The sequence below is a fragment of the Pseudomonas sp. BC42 genome (assembly GCF_021560055.1).
Lineage (GTDB): Bacteria > Pseudomonadota > Gammaproteobacteria > Pseudomonadales > Pseudomonadaceae > Aquipseudomonas.
Map to the genome: position 1 here is coordinate 3,563,519 of NZ_CP091067.1, position 17,058 is coordinate 3,580,576.

Consider the following 17,058-nt stretch of genomic DNA (forward strand, 5'->3'; position numbering starts at 1 on the left):
TCACTCTTCAGTAGATCAATCGGCACACCATCAGGCTGTCGAGCTCCGGCTCGCCGGAACGCTCAAGGCCAGGAAGCTAGAGACTGCGGTACAGCTGCGCCAGGCCCTCCCCGAGGCGGGTCGGCGTCCCCAGATCGAAGCGCTCGCGCAAACGTCGGTTGTCGGCCTTCGAATGGCGGATATCACCGGATCGCGCCGCGGCATGATTCACCTTCAGCGGCTGGCCGCTGATCTGTTGCAGGGTCGCGATCAGGTCGTTGAGGCTGGTCACGCCACCCAGGCCGACGTTGGTGGCATCGATCGCGGGCGCAGGTTGCTCCAGGCCCTGGACCAGGATCTTCACCAGGTCGGCGACATAGACGAAATCCCGGGTCTGCCCGCCATCGCCGAACAGGGTGATCGGCTGCTGGCTCCTGGCCCGTTCGCTGAAGATGCTGATCACCCCGGAGTACGGCGAGGAAGGATCCTGGCGCGGCCCGAAGATGTTGAAAAAGCGCAGGATCACCGGCTCCAGGCCATGCTGGCGGCGGTAGAAATCCAGGTAGTACTCGCTGGCGAGCTTGTCCGCTGCGTAGGGCGTGAGGGGCGACTTGGGCGTGTCCTCGCCAATCGCGGTGCCCTCGCCGTTGTTGCCGTACACCGCCGCGCTGGAAGCGAACACCACCCGGCGGATGCCCGCCGCGGCCATGGCCTCGCAGACCCGCAGCGTGCCGATGAAGTTGCTCTGGTGGGTGCGTACCGGGTCTTCGACCGAGGCCTGCACCGAAGCCACCGCCGCCAAGTGCACCACCGCGTCGCAGCCGCTCATGGCCGTGGCCAGGAGCGTGGCATCGGCGACATCACCGACCGTGAGTTTCAGGCCGTGATGGGTCAGCGGCAGATTGCTGGTCTTGCCGGTGGACAGATCATCCAGAACATGAACGGCATAGCCTTTGGCCAACAACGCATCGACCAAGTGGGAACCAATGAAACCGGCGCCACCCGTAACCAGTATCCGTTCAGAAGACATAGATCATCCCAAGGAAAATTTCGTCGCTACGCCGATTCAAGCTAGCACACCGGTTGAAAACACCCTGGCTAATAGCTGCCATGGGCGTCATTTTCCGGGGGGCTGTGGTTTGCCGAAGGCTCTAGCGCCTTGGCCCGAGCCGATCCGATGATGTTGGCGTCAAAAAAACATCAATAAAATCAATTGCTCAGCGAGCGCATACTGGGGTGAAAAAGCCATTACGTCAATATTACGTCTAGTTCTGGCCGTTTCTAAAAAACAATGAACTTTTAGCCAATATGTTGACGTAGAGCCTCGGCAGCCCTCCCCGACCACTGAGCGCGGAAAACCATGTCTGCGACATTCCGCCGCAGCACCAATAACCCGGGTCCGCGGGCAGGAACGACCACCCCTCCTGCGGCAAGCGATGGGAAAACCCTGATCATCCCCACGCAACAGCCAATGGCGCCCTTGGCTGCGGTCACCGATGGCCCAGCGCGCCGCCGAGGCCAGCATCAACTGGTCGTGCAAGGTCGGGAGCACTTGCCGGGCAAAGCGCGATGGCTACAGCCCGACATCCAGCCACAGGTGACAGGTCCCGTTCGGTGACAGCCGCTGCTGCGCACAGCTCATGAACGGGCCAAAGATCGCCAGCCCGCCCGGGCCCGGGAGCTGGAGCTGTTGAAGGGGGAACTGGCAAGGGGGTGGCTGGCGACGGGGAACGCCGTGGCCAAGGGTGACGGCGGGCATCGAGATGCTGGCTCGCCCCGTGAAATCTGCAAAAGAGTGCCGGGCTCCTCGCGAAACACCGGCACTCAGTGACGTGATGTAACCCTGCCTGGAGAAAGCATCCCGTCGGCCGGCAATCTAGCACGCAGGCTTTGCCGGCCTGATGTGCGACAACCTGCCACAGATTGCCCGCCGCCGGCCGGTGGATCGCCTAACTCAGCGCTGGCGGGCGGCACCTGCGGCGGGCGGTCGCAGTGGGGGTGTAAAAACCCCCTCCCTACACTGCGTCGATCGCGTCCGTGCGCGACAACCTGATGATAAGAACACGATGAGGACCATCATGAAGACGCTACTGGCTGCCGCCTGTTTACTCGCATTCACCAGCGCCCACGCCGCCCAGGACCCGGAGGCGGTGTTCAACCGCGCCTGCACCGCCTGCCACAGCGGGCAGTTGCCCATGGCGCCGAAAAAGGGCGATCAGCAGGCCTGGAAACCGCGCCTGGCGCAAGGCACAGACGTATTGGTCAAGCACGTGACCGAAGGCTTCAATGCCATGCCGCCCCGGGGCCTGTGCATGGATTGCAGCGCCGAGGACTACAAGGCGGTGATCGATTGGATGTCGAAGTAAGGCGCCGCGCGCCCTGCCCTGTTCTGCCCTTGCAGTGCAGGCCGGGCAGCCACTGCCGAGTCGCTTGAGCGAGCGCTGCCGAGAAAAATCGGCCAGCGCCGCATCCGTTTGCCGATGGGCACCGTACATTCAGCACCCTCATCAGGAGGGCCGAATAATCGAGGAGCTGCATCATGCACACGTTTAGCAAGCGCCTGGCCGCTGTCTGCTTTGCCGTATTCTCCGTCACTGCCCCGCTCAGCGGATTCGCCGCTGATTCGGTGATGGTCGGCGGCGCTGCGATGTACCCGAGCAAAACCATCGTGGAGAACGCGGTCAACTCCAAGGACCACACCACCCTGGTCGCGGCGGTCAAGGCCGCGGGGCTGGTGGACACCCTCAACAGCAAAGGCCCGTTCACCGTGTTTGCCCCCACCAACGAGGCGTTCGCCAAGCTGCCGGCCGGCACCGTCGACACCCTGCTCAAGCCTGAGCACAAGGCCGATCTGAGCAAGGTCCTGACCTACCATGTGGTGCCCGGAACCCACACCGCCGGGCAACTGCTGATCGAGGCCAAGCAACATGGCGGACAGGTCATGCTCAAGACCGTCCAGGGTGAAGCCCTGACGGTCAAACCCTATGAAGGCAAGCTCTGGGTCATCGACGCCAAAGGCGGCAAATCCGCGATCAGCATCGCCGATGTCATGCAGTCCAATGGGGTGATTCACGTGGTGGACAGCGTGCTGCTGCCGCAGTAACCCAAGGTGCCCGGCAGACCCGGGGTCTGCCGGGCATCAACCCTGGGCGGATAGCCGTCTCAGGGAATCGGCAACCAACGACGAAAGCCCGCGCCGCCCTTGGCGCTCAACGGGCACCAGGCAAAGTCCCAGGGCACCGGCGGGTACTCCTCCGGCCCGCCCTCGGCCTGCGGCACCAGGCGCGGCGCCACCTTCCAGTCGAACACCCAGTCCGCAGATTCGCGCCAGGCCAGTACCAGCCCACGGGCCTGACTGTCGTCGGTGTTGATCCAGCGCGCGGCCGCGGCGCTCATGAACGCCTCGATATGCTCCGCATTGATCCGCGCTGCGTAGCGCGACCCCAGCAGCCAGCGGCACAGGCTCAGGTAATAGGTCCAGTTCAGCGGCGGATGATTGCGGTAGGCCCAGGTCATGAAGCCACGAAAGATGTTCAAGCCGTCCGGCGGATCGAGCTTGAGCAGCCCCGGGCAGACATCGAACAGGGTGTGCCAGTACGGCAGCAGGCGCGCATCCAGGTGCACGAAGCTGCGAGCGTTGCTCGGGTAATCGGGAAACGGCAGCAGAAAGTCGCCGTGGTTGGGGCCCCGCGTGCTTTTACTCAGCAGACGGCTGACGCCAGAGGGGATCGCTAGTGCGCGCATGCCAGCCTCCGGCGACCCTTGTCCAGATTGGCGGCCACGGGCCGTGGCGGCTGTCGCCGGCCGTGAATGATTCGAGCCATGTGGTGCTCCTTTGCATCTTTGCAATAACCATGAACACGTCCTCGGCCACCGGCCGTGGGGACGCGCGAATGACAACGGTCATGCATCAGCGTGGGGAGAAGCCCGGGGATTGATCGACGGCCAGCGTTGGCGAGGCGTCAGCCTCAGCGGCCGGCCGCTCGGCAGGCGCGGTGCCAGGCCGAGGAAGACCGGCAAGACCGGGGAAGACGCCCCCAGCGGCGCAGCGCCGATCGACTGTGAGCAGCAGCAATGGCCCGAATCGCCCTGCACCGCCGAACTGGCCGGCTCTTTGTCCAGGGCCACGGCAAGCCGCACGCCGCCGGACGAACAGAAACTGCCCGCCAGCAGTTGCTCCAGGCTCAGGGTGCCCATGGCACTGGCCATGGGCAGCGCCGTGATCTTCAGCACAATGGCCAGGAACGCCGCGACCCAGGCGTTCTGCCGGCTGGCATTGCGCAGCCCGCACCCGAACATCAGCGGCGCGCGCCCAGGTCAGGGAGCCCGCGTTGAAAAGCGTTCATGCCACGTCCTCCACATCTTGAGAATCGAACGGCCTGCATTCAGCCACGCAGCCACGGCCGCGAACGGCAGCCAGAGGCAGGAGGGAGACAGGCCTACCGGCGGTCAGCGGCGAAGGCGGCTGTCCGCTTGCGAGCTCAGATCAGCGGGGAGGCTCGGGGATTGGCCGAGGGCCAGGAGTAGCGCGGGGGCGCCTTGCAGCGCGGTTCAAGGCTATGGCGCCGGAACTGGCCGATACGCAGCAGCCAGCTCAGGCAGAACAGCAGGACCAGACTCAGGGCCGCTCCCGAACAGACCGGGCAGGAGAAGCTGCCGGCCCAGGTGCTGGCGCTCTGGTCGCTGAAGTCGGACTGCTGCAGCGGGGCCTTGCTGACCAGGGAGGAGCAGAACTGCCCGCCCACACCGTTGAGGGCCAGGCCCATCATCTGGCCGTGCCCCAAGCCGCAGGCGAACACATTGAACAGGACGCAAAAATACAGGGTCCAGGCAATCAGCGAGCGGTCGGGGCGGGACAATTTCATGGGGCGCGACTTTAACACCGAACAACCCGGCGGATGAAGCGTGACCTGGCTGCTGGCAGCGGGCCCTGCGCCCGGGTCAAGGACCTCGGGCGCAGCGCACTCAGGTGTCGCTGTACGCTGGCCCCCTGAGCTGCCCTTGGGCCAGCGGCGGCGGGCTGTGCCGCTCGCTGAAATCCGCGGTCCAGCTCCAGTTGCGGATTTCCGGCAGGTCTTCGAAATGCTCGCGGATCCACAGCTGGTGGCGGCGCAGCTGGCTCTGGAAATGCTCCACCGCCGGCCGCGCCTGCTCCTGCAGGCGCGGCACATGGGTCAAGGCGTCCAGCGCCAGTTGATAGCGGCTCATGTTGTTCAGCACCACCATGTCGAAAGGCGTGGTGGTGCTGCCGCGATCGCTGAAGCCGCGCACATGGAAGCGCGCTTCGTTGGCCCGGCCATGGACCATGGAGTGGATCACCCAGGTCGAACCATGAAAGGCGAACATCACCGGCACATCGCCGGTGAACAGCGCTTCGAACGCCAGATGGTCCATGCCGTGGGGCCGGTCCTGGGGCGCGGCGAGAATGCCCAGGTCCACCACATTGACCAGCCTGACGCGGATGCCCGGGACATGCTTCTGCAGCAGCCAGCTGGCCGCCACCGCTTCCGCCGTGGGCACATCGCCGGCGCAGGCCAGGACCACATCGGGCCGCTGCCCGTGGTCGTTGCTGGCGAACGCCCAGATCGAAGCGCCCTGGGAGCAGTGCTGCAGCGCCGTCGCGAAATCCAGCCACTGAAAATCCGGCTGTTTGCCGCAGGTCACCACGTTGATGCAGTCGCGGCTGCGCAGGCAGTGATCAAACACATTCAGCAGGCAATTGGCGTCCGGCGGGTAGTACACCCGTACCACGTCGGATCGGCGCTGCAGCACATTGTCGACAAACCCGGTGGACTGATGGCTGAAGCCGTTGTGGTCGTTGCGCCAGGCATGACTGGTGATCAGGATGTTCAGCGACGCCAAGGGGCGCCGCCAGGCAAACTCCTTGCTCTGCTGCAGCCATTTGGCGTGCTGGGTGACCATTGAATCCACCACCTGGGCGAAGGCCTCGTAGGTCGACCACATGCCGTGGCGACCGGTCAGCAGATAGCCCTCCAGCCAGCCTTCGCACAGGTGCTCGCTGAGCACCTCCATGACCCGGCCGTCCGGCGCCAGCCGATCGTCGATCGACAGGCACGGGCCGCAGGCGGTGCGCCGGTCGGCTTCGAACACCGCATTGAGGCGGTTGGAGTTGGTTTCATCGGGGCCGAACACACGAAAGTTGCGCGGGTTGTTGCGCATCACGTCCCGCAGGTACTCGCCGAGCTTGCGCGGTGCCTCGGCAATCACCTGCCCGGGGCCTGGGACCTGCAGCCCGTAGTGCGCAAAATCCGGCAGCTCCAGGGCGATCAGCCGCCGGCCGCCATTCACATGGGGCACCGCGCCCATGCGCAACTCGGCCGCTGGCGTCAGGGCCTGGAGTTCGGGCAGCAACGCCCCGCTGTCACTGAACAAGGTGGCCGGCGCATAGCTGCGCATCCAGCTCTCCAGCTGCTGCAGGTGCTCGGGATTGTCGCGGACATTGGCCAGGGGCACCTGATGCGCGCGGAAGGTGCCCTCCACGGGCAGGCCGTCCACCACTTTCGGACCGGTCCAGCCCTTGGGGCTGCGCAGGATGATCAGCGGCCAGCGCGCCCGTACCGGCGAGCCGAGGGTCCTGGCCTGCGCCTGGATCGACAGGATCTGGTCGTGACAGTCATTGAGCGCCGCGGCGAAGCGTTGATGCATCCCGGGCAAATCGTCACCGGCGACGATCTGCGGCTGATAACCGCGCCCGCGATACAGCTCCAGCAAATCTTCATCGGCCAGGCGCGCCTCCACCGTCGGCCCGGAAATCTTGTAGCCGTTGAGGTGCAGGATCGGCAGCACCGCGCCGTCACGCCGCGGGTCCAGAAAGTGCACGCTCTTCCAACTGCCCTCCAGCGGGCAGGTCTCGGCTTCGCCGTCACCGACGACACAGGCCACCAGCAAGTCCGGGTTGTCGAACACCGCACCGAAGGCGTGCAACAGCGAATAGCCCAGCTCGCCGCCTTCGTGCAGTGAATTGGGGGTATGCGGCCCGCAGTGGCTGGGTATGCCGCCGGGGGTGGAGAAGCTGCGAAACAGCCGCAGCATGCCGGCTTCGTCCTGAGTGACGTCGGCGTGCACCTCACTGTAGGTGCCCTCCAGCCAGGCGCAGGCGTTGAGCGTGGGGCCGCCATGGCCCGGCCCGGAAATGAAGACGGTCTGCACGCCGCGCTCGCTGATCAGCCGGTTCAGGTGCACGTAGATGAAACTCTGCCCGACCGATGTCCCCCAGTGCCCCAGCAGCCGCGGCTTGATGTGCTCGGGGCGCAAGGGTTCACGCAGCAAGGCGTTGGCCTGCAGGTAGATCTGGCCGACGCACAGGTAGTTGGCCGCGTCCCAGTAGCGCTGCAGGCGTAGCAGCAGTTCGGGCGCCAGCGGCCCGGCTGACTCGGCAGCGCCGGCCTGGATCGGCAACGGGGTATCGACCAGCTCAGCGCTGGAAAGCCGTGCATTGAAGCGATACATAGCGACTCCACTGAATGCGTTGCCAGCCAGGTGGTGGCTGGCGAAACGGGGCTTGAGGCGCGGGACACCCGCAACAGAAGGAGCCGCGCGGCCTCTTCCCTATGCCCTTATGCGCCCGGTATTGACAGATTTGAGTCCGGCGCCCGTCAGTCTGGGCGTCGCTGAGTCGAATGTGCTGATCTGGATCAGAAAGTACCGACCTGGATGGCGGAAAAGACCGGCGCTACCCGGCGGCTCTTTAGGACATTTCTTAAAAAAGCCGGTTTCCAGCCGCGCCTGTCCCACTGTTAATCCGTGCTTAACGCTGTGGCGCTGAACTCCGCGCTTCATTGCCGGGGTGAAATACCCGGTGAATCAACGGTTTGAACACGACCCACGCAAAGCACCAAAGCTCCGGCCGGCGACAACGCGACCGCAGCGACCCCCAAGCATTGCCGCTCATGACGCCGATCCGCCGCTCCGGCCCGATCGGTCGGCACCGGGCAATGCGCGCAAATCATGCTTGAGGCAGGCAAGCCAGTGACGGCCGCCCTTGCCCCCTAATCCATCGGGTTGAGGCTTCTCAACCCAATCCGTCGACGCCGCAGGCAGGCAGCGCGTCCGGGAACCCAGACCGAGGAGTGTGCGAATGGTCCAACTGGACTTCTATGGAACCCTGGTGGCCGCGTCATTGGTGCTGTTGCTGGGACGGGGCCTTGTCACCCGGGTCGGTTTCCTGCGGGCCTACAACATCCCCGAACCGGTGGCGGGCGGCCTGGTGGTGGCCGTGCTGCTTCTGGCGCTTCGAGTTTTTGCAGACATTGAGGTCAGCATCAACAAATCACTGCAGGCGCCCTTGATGCTGGCCTTCTTCGCCACCATCGGCCTGAGCGCGGACTTTGCCAGCCTGAAAAAGGGCGGACGCAAACTGGCGATCTTCCTGCTGGTGGTGACCGCTTTTCTGTTGGTGCAGAACGCCATGGGCATCGGCCTGGCCAAGGCATTGGGGCTTGATCCGTTGATGGGACTGCTGGCCGGCTCGGTGACCCTGTCCGGCGGTCACGGTACGGGCGGCGCCTGGGGGGCGGTATTCAAGGAGCAGTACGGCCTGGCCTCGGCTCCGGAAATTGCCATGGCCTCGGCCACCTTCGGCCTGGTACTGGGCGGTTTGATCGGCGGACCGGTCGCCCGCCTGCTGGTCAAGCGGGTGCAGACTCCCGGCCTTGCCCAGGCCGAGCCGCGCCTGCCCAGGGGCTATGAGCAGCCGTACAAGGAGCGGCAGATCACCGCGTTGAGCTTCATCGAAACCCTGGCCCTGGTTGCCATCAGCCTGCAGGCCGGGAGCTTTCTCGGTGACTTGATCCAGGGCACGGCGCTGGAGTTGCCGACCTTCGTCTGCGTGCTGTTCGTCGGGGTGGTGTTGCGCAACGGCCTGTCGGCACTGGGCTGGCACCAGGTCGTCGATCAGGAGGTGTCGCTGCTGGGCAATGTCAGCCTGTCGCTGTTCCTGGCGATTGCCTTGATGTCGCTGCGGCTGTGGGACCTGGCCACCCTGGCCCTGCCGATCCTGACGCTGCTGGCCGTGCAGACCCTGGTGATGGCGCTGTTTGCGATCTTCGTCACCTTCCGCGTCATGGGCCGCAACTATGACGCCGCGGTTCTGGCGGCCGGCCATTGCGGCTTCGGCCTCGGCGCGACCCCGACCGCCATCGCCAACATGCAGGCGGTGACCCAGCGCTACGGGCCGTCGCAGATGGCGTTTCTGGTGGTGCCCATGGTCGGCGCCTTCTTCATCGACATCAGCAACGCCATCGTGATCAAGCTGTACCTGGCGCTGCCCTGGCTCGGCGTGGCCGCTTGATCGAGCGCTCCGCCCGCCCCTGACCCGGGCCGGCGGGCAGCTCATGCCCAGCCCAGCCCCAGGGCAAAGCTGTACAGCAGACTCACAACGTACAACCTAATCCCCCGGGTACGACTCTTCGCCGCCCAGACAGGCACTGGCCCTGTGCCGCTGGCCCGTCCCCCTGGGCTGGCGTCGGCGTAGGCACAGGAACAGCGCCATGACCGCAACCAGGCTCAACAGCAGGTAGATCCCCCACATGGCACTCTCCTGGGTTCGCAGAAGCCGGCAATGGCTTGTGCCGGAAGATTTTTAGCAGGCAATTCTGCAAATAACCTGTACAAAATCAAATTTTATGTACAAATATTACCCATGGATTTTCACGGTGTGAGCAGGGAGTCAGGCTCGCTGCCACGTCAATCGGTGGGTAACACACAATGAGCAATACCTTGAACATGCAGTCCCTGGGCGCGGGCTACCGTGCGCTGGTGATTGGCGCCAGCGGCGCCCTGGGTTCGGCCTTTTGCCAATGGCTCGAAGAGGACCCGCACTGTGCGGGGGTCCGCGCCCTGTCCCGCGGCACGCTTCCCGGGCTCGACCTCGAACGGCCCGAGAGCATTGCCGCGGCCGCCGCCGCATTGGCGGATGAGGCGCCCTACCAACTGATCGTGCATGCCGCCGGCCTGCTGCATCGCGCCGACGTCAAGCCGGAAAAAACCTACGCCGCCCTTGAGGACGAGACACTCAAGGCAGTGTTCCAGGTCAATGCGGTGGGCCCGGCCCTGGTCATGCGTCACTTCCTGCCCCTGCTGGCCCCCCAGGGCGCGATGGCGCTGCTGTCGGCCAAGGTCGGCAGCATCGGCGACAACCGCCTGGGCGGCTGGTACGCCTATCGTGCCTCCAAGGCCGCGCTGAACATGCTGGTCAAGACCGCGGCCATCGAACTGGCGCGAACCCGGCCCGGCGCCCGCCTGCTCAGCCTGCATCCCGGCACCGTGGTTTCGCAGTTGTCGCAGCCGTTCCGCGGCTCCGCGGCGGCGCGTCCGGCCAGCGTGGCGGCCCGGGAGCTGCTGGCGCTGATCGACCGCCTGAGCGCAGCCGACAGCGGCCAGTTCTTTGCCTACGACGGCGAGCGTCTGCCATGGTAAGCGCCGCTACTGGCGGTCGACTGGGGCTGGTGCTGGGCGACCAGCTGTCGTTCGACCTGGAGTTGCTCAAGGTCCTGGACCCGGCCCACGACACGCTGCTGATGGCCGAAGTCGACAGCGAAGCGCGTTATGTCCGGCATCATCCACAGAAAATCCTGCTGATCTTCAGCGCCATGCGCCACTTTGCCGCGCGCCTGCGCGAGCAAGGCTGGCAGGTGATCTACGTCACCCTGGACGACCCCGACAACAGCGGCAGCCTGCCCGGTGAGCTGCGGCGCTGGCAGGCGGCCCTCGGCGCGACGCAGCTGCATGTCACCGAGTGCGGAGAATGGCGACTGGAACAGGCGCTGCGCGATGCGGGCCTGCCCCTGACCTTTCATGTGGACCGGCGGTTCCTGTGCTCCCGCGAAGCCTTCGGCCGGTGGGCGGCCGGGCGGACGTCGTTGCGCATGGAATATTTCTACCGCGAGATGCGCAAGCAAAGCGGCCTGCTGCTGGAGCCCGACGGGCGCCCCTGCGGCGGCACCTGGAACCTCGATGCCGACAACCGCAAGGCCCTGCCCCGGGGTCTGCGCGGGCCCTTTGCGGCGCGCTTCGGCCACGACGCCATCACCCGCGACGTGATGCAGCTGGTGGGCCAGCGCTTCAGCGATCACTACGGTGACCTGGAGCGCTTCGACTATCCGGTGACCCACGAGCAGGCGCAGCAGCTGTGGCAGCACTTCCTGGACTTTTCCCTGGCCGCCTTCGGCGACTACCAGGACGCCATGGCCGAGGGCGAGCCCTTTCTGTTTCACGCGCGGATCAGTGCCGCGCTGAATATCGGCCTGCTGGATGTGCGCCAGCTCTGCGCCGATGTCGAGCGTGCCTACCGTGAAAACCGGGTGGCGCTGAATGCCGCGGAGGGTTTCATCCGCCAACTGATCGGCTGGCGTGAATATGTCCGCGGCATCTACTGGCTGCGCATGCCCGACTACGCCGAGCTTAACGGCCTGGGCAATAGCCGGGCCCTGCCGGAGTTCTACTGGAACGGCGCCACCGACATGCGCTGCATGGCCCAGGCCATCGGCCAGACCCTGGAGCTGGGCTATGCCCACCATATCCAGCGGTTGATGGTCACCGGCAACTTCGCCCTGCTGGCCGGCATCGCCCCCAAGGCCATCTGCGACTGGTACCTGGCGGTCTACCTGGATGCCTTCGACTGGGTCGAGTTGCCCAACACCCTGGGCATGGTGATGCACGCCGACGGCGGCTACCTGGGCTCCAAGCCCTATTGCGCCAGCGGCCGCTATATCCAGCGGATGTCCGACTACTGCGGCGGCTGCCGTTACCGGGTGGACCAGGCCACGGGCAACGATGCCTGCCCGTTCAATGCCCTGTACTGGCATTTCCTGATCCGCCACCAGGAGCAACTGGGCGGCAATCCGCGGCTAGCCCTCACCTATCGCAACCTGCAACGCATGGACGCCCCGCGCCGGGACGCCATCTGGCAACGGGGCGAGGAGTTACTCGCGCGCCTGGACGCCGGAGAGGCCCTGTGAAGAAGTCCGAACTGCCGCGCAAGGACTGCGCCGCCTGCGGCCGGCCCTTCACCTGGCGCAAGCGCTGGGCGCGTTGCTGGGATGAGGTGCGCTGGTGCTCCGAACGCTGTCGCCGCAGCGCCCGCGCCAGGCAGCCATGAGCCCTGGGCAGGCTACAGGCAGTCTTGCGCGGCCTTTTCGAAATGGGACGGGGCAAAGCTGGAGGCCAGCAGATGCCGCTCATAGAGGAACACCTTGCCGCCATTGGGGGCCTTGTAGGCTTCCAGTACGTTGTCCGCGGCCACCTTGCTGGTGACCACGATCCGGTAGCCGCGCTGCGACTGCGAAACGGTAGCGGTCTGGTCGCTGCTCTGCAGCTTGGGGATCACGCAATCGGCGTACTGGGCAGGTGTTTTGCGGGTCTGCATGACCAGGCTCGGGTCGTTCGGCGCGGAGGCACAGCCGGCCAGCACGAGAGCGGCAGAAGTCATGGCAAACAGGGGTAAAAGGCGCATCGGACAAATCCTGGAGTCAAGAACGCGGGTACAGGGCGCCACGGATCGAATCTGGCGGGCGCTATCGAGGGCGGCGATTTTCCACGGTTAGTGCGCCGAGCAAAATAGCTGTTTTTTGATTGTCACTATTACTTGAACCAATAGTTGCCCTCCGGGCAGACTGCCCGGCAGTCCAACTACAACTAAAAGGGATTCTTGCGTGCGAACTTTTGACCTGATCCGTGATGCCGTCCTGCCCGAGTTCCGCGACCGCGTCGCCGACTACCTGATCGAGTACGAAAGCGTGCTCGGCGACCCCAGCGCCGACCCGCAGCTGCTGCTGGCCGTGGCCTACCAGCTGCGCGGCTACCTGCGCGGCCTGAACACCACCCGGGTACTGGGCATGGCCGATTGGGAGGAGCTGGACCGGCGGGTGCTGGCGACCTGGTTGAGCCCTGTCCAGGACGCAGCCGACGCCGATTGAGCGCCGCTACGCCGCCCCGTCCAGCCCTCAGCGCCCCGAGACATCCAGCACAAAGACCTTGATGTACGCCCGCTGCGGCTCGGGGACGCTGGCCTCGAGCAGGCTCAGCATCTGCTCCGCACTCTGCGGCACCACGCCCCCGGGGCCGGCCCGGACCTTGGCTCGCGGTCCATGCCAGAACACACCGTAGATGCCGTAGCCACGGGCTCCGGGATCGGGGGTATAGAGCGCAATCAACTGATCCTGGATCGCGCTCCAGACGTCCTTGTGTGAACTGCGCTTGAGCTCGATCACCAGCTTGATGGGCCCGCTTTGCACCGCGATATCCACGCGTTTTTCATCGGCCATGTGCGCCTCGGGCTCGGCCGTGATCTGGCGTGCCTCCAGTCGCGGACGCAACAGGCTCAGCAGCACGTCGCGGCAGCTTTCCTCCCATTTGGGAGTGCTGATCCGGCCCTTGACCTCGTTCCAGAAGAACTTGTGCACGTCGAGGTTGCTGCGCAGCAGGCCGGCAATCCCTTGCAGCTCATCCAGCACCAGCGCCTGCATCTGCTCGATAGTGCCGGGCACGCCGTTATTCAGGACCTGCGCCACCTGCTCCCAGCCATGCCGGGTGTGCCGGGCATCACGCCGCCGGGCGTCGTTGAGCAGCAGCGCGTGGTTCAGGTAGGGGTGCCACGAGGCCAGACGCGGATGACCTTGCAAGCTGAGCAGATGACGCCGGGAGTCGTCGCAGGTCTTGCTCGCCAGATAGCTGATCAGTCCGGCCAGGAACTCATCGGCGTCCTCGGCCCCGGTGTTACTGAGAGCAAACCAATCGAAAGCCTGCGGCGTGGCCGGGTATTGGTCGGCGACCAGGCGGCAGAAACAGAACGCCTGCTCGGCGGACAGGTGCATGGGGCCGTCGAATCCGCGCACCAGCCCGGTCAGGTCGCGCAGGTACCAGACCACCTCATTGCGGGTGGCGGTATCGCTGGCTTGCAGCACAGGAGCGAACGACTCCAGCGACAGCAACAGCCCCAGGGTGATGATGAAGGCCTGATGTTCCAGGCCTGCACCGCTGCTCAGCAGTTGACTGATGCAGGGGCCAAAGCGTGGCAGGTCGAGGTGCCGGCAGAACGGTCGCACCACATCGTACAAGGCCGTCTTGTCCAGCGACGCGGCGCTATTGAGGACCTGGAACACCACATCGAGCTTGTCCGCCAAGGCGATTTGCCGGGTGGCTTTCCACGACAGGCAACTGCGCTGCCTGAAATGGTCCGGCAGCACCAGAAAGTGCAGGACGATGCAATCGATATAGTCCGCGTACTGCGCTTGGCGAAAGGCTGAGAACCAGGCCTCCCCGGCCAGGGTCTCGCGTTCGATACAGTCGAAGATCACGAACCCCAGCAGGAAAGCGTCACAGGTGAGCGGCGCCTCAGTGGCTTGCAGTTGCTGGTGCAACGCTGCAACCGCAGGTTGATATTCCTCGGGGCACGGATAGCCGCTCTCCTGCGGCTCGTCCGCGCTTGGCAGCTCTTGCTCAAGAAACTCGCAGCCCGCCAGCCCAGGATGGCTGGCGGCCCTGTCCAACAGGCCTTGGGCCGTCTCCGGACGTCGCTGCAGCGCCGCGCGCAGCCCATTGAACAGCCACGGATGCGGGTCGACCACGCCGGCATTGATAAACGCCAGCCATTGAAAGACTCGGGGCTCGTCCAGCACGGCCACGGTGTTGAGATACCGCACCAGCAAGTGCAGGACGAACCTGAGCACCTCGCCCCTGGGGTTGTCCTCAGCGATTTGCGGCCACAACTCGACCATGCCGTCCAGGCAAGCGGTCATCTCGGGATCGGCCACCACCTCATGCAAGCTCCAGCGCGCCAGCGAAGCGTAGGCGGCACCCTGGGCATCGGCGCCTTGGCGGTAGAGCTCCAGCAGCTGGTCATAGTGGACCTGGCCTGCCAGGCGGTGACTGAGGATGTAGCCACACAGGCTCCTGGCGTGCTTGTCGCCCACCAGGTCTTGGTAGGCCCGGCGCACCACCTGAGTTCCCTCCTCGCCCCAGCGCGCCAAGGCCTGCGCGGCGTAGGCACGCTCGTTCAGGTGAGTGCCCGCAGCGGCCAGCAATTGGGTCAAGGGTTGCAACATCGCCGGCAGTGGCTGGCCGGCGCGCAACAAGTCCAAGAGCAGCAAGCGCAGCTCGTGGGGCAGGCCCGGGTCGGACAACAAGCGTTGAAAACAGGGCTCCAGCCCAGGCTCGGTGAAGCCCGCCAGGTTCAATGCCGGAGGCTCCTGGCCACGGAACCAGGGATCGGCCAACGCCAGCGTGGCCAGTGCCTGCAGCAACTGGATCTTGCTCTGCACGCTCAGCGAGGCAGCGTCGCCATAGACCAGGATTCCATAAGGGTCCGCCTCGATGAACGGGCTGGCCTGCGCCCCGAGAAATACCGCCAGCCAGGCATGCACGCCGCGCAGGTACGAAGCCGGCTTGCCCTCGACACAGAGCAACAGGCGGATTCTGCTCAGCGGCAACCCGGCATGGAACTGCCCGGCAAGGTAGCGCGCCGCCAGGTACTCGGCGCTGGCCTTGTGGCCGTAGTCGAACACCCCGGGCTCGCGGGTCGAGGTAAAGACCCGGCTGGCCAGGGCCGCACGCAGCGCGGCAGTGCCAAATGCATGCAACTTGCGCAGGGGCGGATAGCGCCGGTCGTAGCGCTCGTCCGTGCTGAACCCGTCGATATCGGCCAGCAGGCGCAAGGCGCACAACAGGCCTGCCGCCTCCAGCATCTGCTGTTCCGAGAGTTGCGCATGGGGCTGACGATCATCGCGGTGCGCCGCATTGAGCTCGTCCAGCAACAGCACGCTGGAACGCTCGAACAGCTCCCTGCGGGTCAGGGGCCAGTGATCCTGGGCAACCACCTGGGCCAGCATCAGCAAGGTCAGCGGGTTGCCGAGCATTTCGCCCAGGCCGCGCTGGCGCGCCTGCTGCAGAAAGTCCTTAGGCGTGCCGCCATGCTGCTCCAGCACCTGCTGCTGTTCCTCTTCGCTGAGCGCCAGCAAGTGCAGCTCTTGCACCTGGTCCTTTCCCGGAAAGCAGCTGGACAACAGCTTCAGGTCATTGAGCCCCGCCCAATCGGCACTGCGACAGGCAATGCGCACCCGGCAAGGCGGCAAGCGCCCGAGGTGGCGAATCAGGTCGTCGAAGGCGGGCCGCTCGCCATACTGCGCACGGTGCTCATCCAGGGCATCGATGAACAAGGTGCTGCCCGCGGCGATCAGCGCGGGATCGCGCAACAGGAAGCCGCGCAGCGACATGGCCCGGCCGCCCGCCTGCTCGGCCCAGTGCTCGAACAGATGACTCTTGCCGGCTCCGGGATCACCCAACAGCACCAGGCAGGTCACGGATTCAAAGGTGGAAAACGCGCTAACGCTGCCATCAGCCGTTAACACCATGCGATCAGTCAAAGCCTGTTCCTTACCTGGATAGATGAATCGTCAAGCGCCGCACTGGCCAGCCTGCGGCGCGGCTGCAAAGAGTAGCGGCAAGTCGCTGGAATGTAACCCGCAGCAGCCCACGGCGTTCAGCGCCGCCGTCGCCACAGGCCACGCATCGGCGCTGACAAGGGCGCAGGGCCGCCCCTATACTCCATGGCTTTTTGAACCCTTGGACACCAGAGCCCCCCATGACCCAGCCAGACCTGATCTTCACCCCCGACCCGGACGCCGATTCCATTTCCTCCGACGTTGCCGCGTTCAACGGCATCCTGGTGTCGACCCAGATCCCCACGCGCGCCGACGGCAGCCTGGAACTGGGGGACATCACCCTGCAGAGCGAATGCACCCTGCAGGCGCTGAAAGTCGCCCTGGAGCGCGCCGGCAGCTCCATGGAGCGGGTCATGCACCTGACCATCTACCTCACCGACATGGCCGACCGCGCCGCGTTCAACGAGGTCTACCAGCGTTTCTTCGCCAAGCCCTGGCCGGTGCGCGCCGCGGTTGGCGTGGCCGCCCTGGCGGTGGAAGGCATGCGCGTGGAAGTCACCGCCATGGCCGCCAAGGCCTGACGCAGCGGCTGTAACCGGCGGCTGCGCGCAAGGCGTGGCCGCCACCGGGCAGCACACGGGTGCCGGGCACGCGTTTCGCCGCTACAATGCGCGCCTTGACC

At 65.4% G+C, this 17,058-nt stretch carries 16 protein-coding genes; 8 read left to right on the forward strand and 8 right to left on the reverse strand.

The genetic code is table 11. From position 1 onward, the window contains the following. Positions 1-76 precede the first annotated feature (76 nt). Positions 77-1,009, reverse strand: coding sequence for an NAD-dependent epimerase/dehydratase family protein (locus L1O02_RS15965; RefSeq protein WP_108543654.1), 933 nt, complete (start codon positions 1,007-1,009; stop codon positions 77-79). 1,048 nt (positions 1,010-2,057) lie between these two features. Between L1O02_RS15965 and L1O02_RS15970 the strand changes: the two genes are divergently transcribed. After that, entirely contained in the window at positions 2,058-2,345 is a 288-nt protein-coding gene (locus L1O02_RS15970; protein ID WP_108543652.1) for a c-type cytochrome, read from the forward strand. A gap of 173 nt (positions 2,346-2,518) precedes the next feature. After that, positions 2,519-3,082 carry a fasciclin domain-containing protein gene (locus tag L1O02_RS15975; RefSeq protein WP_108543650.1) on the forward strand — a complete coding sequence of 188 codons (564 nt, stop codon included), beginning with the start codon at positions 2,519-2,521 and terminating at the stop codon, positions 3,080-3,082. Positions 3,083-3,141: 59 nt separating this feature from the next. Here L1O02_RS15975 and L1O02_RS15980 read toward each other — a convergent pair whose 3' ends face one another. The 4 genes from L1O02_RS15980 to L1O02_RS15995 form a co-directional block, all read right to left on the reverse strand. Next, positions 3,142-3,723 (reverse strand): putative natural product biosynthesis protein, encoded by a 582-nt coding sequence (locus tag L1O02_RS15980; protein ID WP_060843545.1) that lies wholly within the window; start codon positions 3,721-3,723, stop codon positions 3,142-3,144. A gap of 159 nt (positions 3,724-3,882) precedes the next feature. Beyond that, positions 3,883-4,278 (reverse strand): DUF2946 family protein, encoded by a 396-nt coding sequence (locus tag L1O02_RS15985; RefSeq protein WP_235758263.1) that lies wholly within the window; start codon positions 4,276-4,278, stop codon positions 3,883-3,885. A 182-nt stretch (positions 4,279-4,460) separates the two neighbouring features. Beyond that, on the reverse strand, positions 4,461-4,844 hold the full coding sequence (locus L1O02_RS15990) for a DUF2946 domain-containing protein (RefSeq protein ID WP_129406074.1): 384 nt from the start codon (positions 4,842-4,844) through the stop codon (positions 4,461-4,463). Between the two features lie 100 nt (positions 4,845-4,944). Continuing rightward, on the reverse strand, positions 4,945-7,449 hold the full coding sequence (locus tag L1O02_RS15995) for a phosphoketolase family protein (protein WP_235758265.1): 2,505 nt from the start codon (positions 7,447-7,449) through the stop codon (positions 4,945-4,947). 628 nt (positions 7,450-8,077) lie between these two features. Here L1O02_RS15995 and gltS point away from each other — a divergent pair. Continuing rightward, a complete protein-coding gene (gene gltS / locus L1O02_RS16000; protein WP_235758267.1) occupies positions 8,078-9,289 on the forward strand; it encodes a sodium/glutamate symporter in 1,212 nt (403 codons plus the stop codon). A gap of 96 nt (positions 9,290-9,385) precedes the next feature. On the opposite strand, the gene L1O02_RS16005 is transcribed toward gltS, so the two are convergent. Then, complete coding sequence (locus L1O02_RS16005; RefSeq protein WP_159426422.1) at positions 9,386-9,529, reverse strand: hypothetical protein; 144 nt, start codon at positions 9,527-9,529, stop codon at positions 9,386-9,388. A gap of 176 nt (positions 9,530-9,705) precedes the next feature. Here L1O02_RS16005 and L1O02_RS16010 point away from each other — a divergent pair, with 176 nt between their 5' ends. From L1O02_RS16010 to L1O02_RS16020, 3 genes are read left to right on the forward strand one after another with little or no spacing between them, the layout of a single operon-like run. Beyond that, a complete protein-coding gene (locus L1O02_RS16010) occupies positions 9,706-10,416 on the forward strand; it encodes an SDR family oxidoreductase (RefSeq protein ID WP_060839213.1) in 711 nt (236 codons plus the stop codon). After that, a complete protein-coding gene (locus tag L1O02_RS16015; RefSeq protein ID WP_235758269.1) occupies positions 10,410-11,957 on the forward strand; it encodes a cryptochrome/photolyase family protein in 1,548 nt (515 codons plus the stop codon). The genes L1O02_RS16010 and L1O02_RS16015 overlap by 7 nt, the downstream gene beginning before the upstream one ends. After that, positions 11,954-12,097 (forward strand): DUF2256 domain-containing protein, encoded by a 144-nt coding sequence (locus L1O02_RS16020; protein ID WP_082729243.1) that lies wholly within the window; start codon positions 11,954-11,956, stop codon positions 12,095-12,097. Before L1O02_RS16015 ends, L1O02_RS16020 begins: the two co-directional genes overlap by 4 nt. Positions 12,098-12,109: 12 nt before the next feature. Here L1O02_RS16020 and L1O02_RS16025 read toward each other — a convergent pair whose 3' ends face one another. Further along, positions 12,110-12,451 (reverse strand): hypothetical protein, encoded by a 342-nt coding sequence (locus tag L1O02_RS16025; protein ID WP_060839211.1) that lies wholly within the window; start codon positions 12,449-12,451, stop codon positions 12,110-12,112. Positions 12,452-12,650: 199 nt separating this feature from the next. On the opposite strand from L1O02_RS16025, the gene L1O02_RS16030 reads away from it, so the two are divergent. After that, on the forward strand, positions 12,651-12,914 hold the full coding sequence (locus L1O02_RS16030; protein WP_060839210.1) for a hypothetical protein: 264 nt from the start codon (positions 12,651-12,653) through the stop codon (positions 12,912-12,914). Positions 12,915-12,941: 27 nt separating this feature from the next. Here L1O02_RS16030 and L1O02_RS16035 read toward each other — a convergent pair whose 3' ends face one another. Further along, positions 12,942-16,346, reverse strand: coding sequence for a hypothetical protein (locus tag L1O02_RS16035; protein WP_235758271.1), 3,405 nt, complete (start codon positions 16,344-16,346; stop codon positions 12,942-12,944). Positions 16,347-16,576: 230 nt separating this feature from the next. On the opposite strand from L1O02_RS16035, the gene L1O02_RS16040 reads away from it, so the two are divergent. After that, positions 16,577-16,957, forward strand: coding sequence for a RidA family protein (locus L1O02_RS16040; protein ID WP_129406069.1), 381 nt, complete (start codon positions 16,577-16,579; stop codon positions 16,955-16,957). Positions 16,958-17,058: the final 101 nt, after the last annotated feature.